Consider the following 5,304-nt stretch of genomic DNA (forward strand, 5'->3'; position numbering starts at 1 on the left):
GCGGTGCAGACCATTTGCGAACAATTCAATACTTGTACCCTTACATAATGAGAAACAACTGGGTAAAAGGGGATTCCCAAGATGTTGGGAAGTGGAGCGGGGTGGTGTAATGAATATTAAAAGACCTTCGAACACTAAAAAAATAGTGTATTGAAGGTCTTTTGATCATGGAGTGTATTATTGTAAAGCACCCCGCTATCTTAAGTAAACGATGATACATAGTTACAACAAAATCAAACAAGTTTTATTCATGCTTATTTATAATACTCTTCCCGAAGCATACTCATAAGGATTTCATCTAAGTATATATCGTTTATGAATAGGGATTGCCTTAACACACCTTCTTTTTTAAATCCCGCTTTTTCATATGCTTTAATACCTCGGATATTATGTGAAAATACCTCTAATTCAAGACGATTAAGTTTAAGTTCTTCGAAAGTGAACTTTTGTGCAAGTTTAGTTGCTTCAGTACCATAACCCTTGTTTATGACGTTTTTGTTATGTAACGATATTCTAAAACCGGCTTTTCTATTGATTTTATCCACATCTAAAATAGCTAAATCACCAATCACTTTATGACTATCTAATACACATATGGCAAAATCATAACGTGTAGGATCTTCACTAAATTGTTTATAACTATTAACGATTTCATCAAATGTAAACGACTTTCGAGTCCCAGTCATAAAAAGAAACTCCTCATCCTGACATGCTTTATAGATACTTCTTAAGTCTTCATCTTTAATAGGTCTTAAATAAATGGAGCTCCCCTTGATCATAGTATTCTCTCCTTCTATCCTTTTCTAGTATCTTAGATTTTCTTCACTTTTATACAAAGGAGAAGACCTATACCGGTCCTCTTTGTTGTTTAGAGACTTTCCAAAGCCTCTCTGTACTTGTTGAATTCTTCTTCTTCCATATCGCCGTTAACCTGAACCAAGATGTTTTTATGCTTAGCAGTCCAGGAGAATAACATTGCGCTTTCTTCACCCATGGAGTCATAGTATTCTTTCATCTCATCTAGATCAGCCTCGTCTTCATAGCTAATGATTCTAGCATTACAATCGCTGCAGACTTGAGGTACAGTAACGCGGACACCTTCTTTAGACTTCATAGGCCCAACACCATAGTCATCTTTAGTCATTTTAGTAGGGTCCTCAGCTTCAAGGCCAGCGTCCTGTAAGGCTGTTACAACATCATCAGGTGTAATCTCTTTGGATCCAGATGACGCGTTAGAACATGCGCTGACGAAGATGACGAGAAACAGAGCGAGGGGGAAAATCAGCTTTTTCATAAAACAACCTTCTTTCAAATTAGATAAATTACATACGAGAGATAAGTTGGAAAAGTTTCTGCTGAAAATTGACAAATGCAAAACAGATATTTAGATAGTTAATGGAAATATGCCCGTGTTAAAAAGGATTTAATAACTTTATGATAAAGTTGATTTAGGGATAAAAGATATATACTAAAGATGAGCTGGCCATTATTTATGATGTATTGAAAAGCATAGTAGCAAATTAGGTCATATTAAATTAGGATAACGAACTAGGTAAGTCTATCTAAAAATCTTAGAGAAAATTAAAGGGACTGGAATTTACCAGTCCCTGAAATGTACATGCGTGCTTATTTAGTTCTCACTATGATCTTGCCAGTTGTAGTAAGTATCTTTATCCAGTACATCTATTATCTTACCATTTACATTAATAGTATCTTCATCTAACCAGTTTACTTCAGGTGTCTCGCTATCAGAGTGTATCTCCCAATATACTGTCTCTTCCTTTAATTGGTTTTGATTTGAAGCATTTGAGGAAACGCTAACTGCTTGCTGTATAGGGGTTGTTGCGTTACCATTTTCATCAATTAATCTTATCTCTGCAACATAGTTATTGTTAGGTGATTCAATGGTTGAAACAACTTGTCCTTTTCCATTTAGATCATTTAGATTTACATCAATAAGGTTATATAAAATAATTCCCCCGATAAGCAAGATCACAACAACTGGTAAAACGATAGCTAATAACCAGAAATTAAGTCTTTTCATAGTTTTCTCCTCTAATTTTATATTAACATTTGACTATTTTGGAATCTTACACCATTTTTATAGGAACTTATTCCATCTTTAATTGCTGAAGTATCACTAGGATCATCAAAATAAGATTTCAGACAACTTGGACGAAGCAAGCGAAAAGGTGGCAAAGTATGATTTCGACGGTGTTGTCTCGTTCTCTTATACAAGCGATAAAGATAAATACCAGAATTTTACACTAGAAGTTCTAGATTTAATTTGATAAGCACCTGCAGCGGATTTTAAGACTGTATCTGAATAACCTACTGCTTTCCCCATATAGCCGTAGTGGAAATTACCAATATATTCTCCATTTTTTAGTTTTCCTCTAAATGTATATTTAGCACTTATCCCTAAATATTTTCTTTGTTTCAAATCCCATGCTCCACCGGATTTAACTAGTGATACCCACATTCCTGCTCTGTATGCTTCACCAGGTGCATTCGGTTTAAGTCCTTTTGTCATTTTCTTATATTGTGCATTAATTGAGTTTGCAAGTTTTAAATTTTTTCTAAAATAACCTTTGACTATAGTACCTGTTGAAGTAGAAGAAGCTCTCATCACTGATACTTGGGACTGTTCTTCAAGTTCTTCATTTTCTTCTTCAATAACACTTACAGTTTCGTCTACTGCTTTTTGGATAGCCTCTTCCATCTCAGGTGTCATAGATTCATTGTCTTCTAATTCATTAGCACCTAAGCCGTCTAAGTCGGAAATTAATTCATCGCCAATCTCATCAATATTATCTTCGGAGTCTAAAGTAGCATCATCACTTTCATATGTAGGCGAATCAGCATCATTTATTAATACTGTTGGTAATGTTTCAGTTTTAGTACCATGATTTTCTTCTGCTAGTACACTAGACTTTGGACTAATTAAAGAAGCCAAAAACATTATTGTGATAGTTAATCATAAAACTATTCTCATAATTTCCTCCAATAGTCTTTTATAAATAATACATGTAAGTCGGCCGACTTACACAATTTACCTTATGAGTGTGTTTTCGGTGTATCCTATATGAAAATATACCCATTTTTTTGTCGGAACAAATAAACTAAACTACTAATTTTGCGTTAAACAAAAACAGACCTACTAAAGTAGATCTGTTGCCCTAAGTAATTTATCTAAGTTACATCATACCGCCCATAATGTACATGCCACCCATGTTCGAATTGAATCTCCGAGAACTGATATTTTGCCTTTTGCTCATAATATTCCTTTAAAGGGACACTCTATAATTAAAATACACTTCTATAGGTTGGAGGCTGTCAAATGAAGGTTTTATCAATGATCCAGCCGTGGGCAAGCCTTTTTGTCACTAGAGAGGCAACATATGAAACAAGGTCATGGAGAACGAATTATCGGGGGCCACTTGCTATTCACACAAGTAAAAAAATAGATAAAGACTCCTCTAACCATATAGCCATAAAGTCGTTGCTTGGTAAGCACGGATATACACCAGAGAATCTTCCAACTGGCCAAATCATTGCTGTATGCAAACTTGTAGATTGTTTGAAGATAATTGAAAACAATGAGACGTGGGCAATTCTAGAGGATGGTCGAATTGTATCAGGGAATGACTATTTTGTGGGTGACTTTACAGTGGGAGGTTATGCTTGGGTAGTTGAGGATATGCAAATACTGGATAAATTTATTCCAGCAAAGGGACAACTAGGATTATGGGAGCATTTTTTAATTTTATAGGAGCTGGTATTAGCAGAGGGAAAGAAAAAAGCGATACGTACAGTGAAGATTATGGAGCATAAAAAACGACAACCCTAGTGTTTGACGCTTTCTTACACTTTATATCATATTTCATCGAGATCAGCTTCATCTTCATAACTGATAATACGAGAGTTACAATTACTGCAGACTTGAGGGATAGTTACACGAATCCCTTCTTTAGACTTCATAGGACCGACACTATAATCATCCCTCCGTCATTTCAGTAGGGTTCTCAGCTTTAAGGCCGGCATCCTGGAAGGCTGCAACAACATCAACAGGTGTAAGCTCCTTTGATCCAGATGATGCGTTAGAACATGCACTGACAAAGATGACGAGAAACAGCGTGAGGGGGAAGTTTAGTTTTTTTTGATATATACCTCTTTTCTTTGCTTACTAAATATTAATGTTTATATTGATAAAAGGATTCATAGACACTCCGAAAAGAAACACTATTTAAAGTAGGAGGAAACGTCAAATGTTGGTGTTTTATGGTTTTTTTGTAGTGAAATGGAATTATAAAACGAATTGGAGATTAATGGATGGCTTTAAAACAATTAGGAATTGATATTTATGGAAGAGAAGGTTCTGTTTTTTTTCAAGCATCGCAAGAAAATAGAGTAAGACTAGCAACTGATATATTTAGTGATTTTAATAATAGGAAACTCTTGAAAGAAGAAATTATTCAGCGCTTTATTTATAAACCTGTATCATTAACTTTTTTATCAGCATATTACATTAATGATACTAGAATTAGAGAGAAATTAGGTTTAGGGAAGGTACTGAGTATTTCTAATTGGAAGGAAAAAGTGATATCAGATGATGAAGAGAGATTGATTTATGGTACAATCTCAAACCTCGATAACACACAAGTTCTATCAATTATCTATGGCGTCTTAGCAGAGAAAATTGCCAGTCCCTTAACCTTTCATAATGATGAATCAATCGTATATGTGAGCTCCGATGTATTAGACGTTGTTACAGTTGATGACGTAAAAGTTAAGAAATTTAAAAACAAATATCCGGATCTTTATGACAAGTACTACGAAGATTAATGTCTTTTAAGAGCCTACAATAGGCTAAGTGCCCCCAAAAGTTTTGCATGTTAATTCATTAGGCAACGCTCTAGGCATGAGTCCGGTATTGTGCCGGTCTTTATGCCTTTTAATTTTGTTTTATTCGTTATTATTCGCATCTGTACTTTGCATTAGTTCGTCGTAAAAAGAAGCTTCACTTTCAAAGAATGGATCTGTTGCTTTCCTCTATTTCTGCTTCAATTATCTATATTTGATTCTTCTCTAATGTTAGTGGATTTTTGTACTTAAAATTTCCCAAGAGACTTAACAATAAGAAACTTTACATGGTTTGTAAGCAAGACGCTGCATATCGAGAGTTAATTAACCCATCTGAGATCAAGTGGCCTCTTCATGGATAGTTCGTTTATGAAATTTAAATACCCAATACCGTAACTCCTCCGCCAACAATCGTTAACAATTCGCGAATTCCGTTCACGC

The 5,304-nt window shown here is 34.9% G+C and carries 6 protein-coding genes; 2 read left to right on the forward strand and 4 right to left on the reverse strand.

Features of this window, described 5'->3' with window-relative positions; all coding sequences use genetic code 11:
• Positions 1-254 precede the first annotated feature (254 nt).
• The 4 genes from CHH91_RS04255 to CHH91_RS20895 all read right to left on the reverse strand — a co-directional run bounded on the left by CHH91_RS04255 (position 255) and on the right by CHH91_RS20895 (position 2,956).
• Positions 255-779, reverse strand: a complete 525-nt coding sequence (locus CHH91_RS04255) for a GNAT family N-acetyltransferase (protein ID WP_095222245.1) — start codon at positions 777-779, stop codon at positions 255-257.
• 89 nt (positions 780-868) lie between these two features.
• A complete protein-coding gene (locus tag CHH91_RS04260) occupies positions 869-1,294 on the reverse strand; it encodes a hypothetical protein (RefSeq protein WP_095222246.1) in 426 nt (141 codons plus the stop codon).
• Between the two features lie 336 nt (positions 1,295-1,630).
• Positions 1,631-2,044 (reverse strand): DUF5412 family protein, encoded by a 414-nt coding sequence (locus CHH91_RS04265; protein ID WP_095222247.1) that lies wholly within the window; start codon positions 2,042-2,044, stop codon positions 1,631-1,633.
• Positions 2,045-2,230: 186 nt separating this feature from the next.
• On the reverse strand, positions 2,231-2,956 hold the full coding sequence (locus CHH91_RS20895) for a polymorphic toxin type 44 domain-containing protein (protein ID WP_217973698.1): 726 nt from the start codon (positions 2,954-2,956) through the stop codon (positions 2,231-2,233).
• A 384-nt stretch (positions 2,957-3,340) separates the two neighbouring features.
• On the opposite strand from CHH91_RS20895, the gene CHH91_RS04275 reads away from it, so the two are divergent.
• Both CHH91_RS04275 and CHH91_RS04280 read left to right on the forward strand, forming a co-directional pair.
• Entirely contained in the window at positions 3,341-3,772 is a 432-nt protein-coding gene (locus CHH91_RS04275) for an ASCH domain-containing protein (RefSeq protein ID WP_095222249.1), read from the forward strand.
• 560 nt (positions 3,773-4,332) lie between these two features.
• Positions 4,333-4,845, forward strand: coding sequence for a hypothetical protein (locus CHH91_RS04280; RefSeq protein WP_095222250.1), 513 nt, complete (start codon positions 4,333-4,335; stop codon positions 4,843-4,845).
• The last annotated feature ends 459 nt before the right edge of the window (positions 4,846-5,304 follow it).

The organism is Virgibacillus sp. 7505 (assembly GCF_002272135.1).
Lineage (GTDB): Bacteria > Bacillota > Bacilli > Bacillales > Amphibacillaceae > Terribacillus.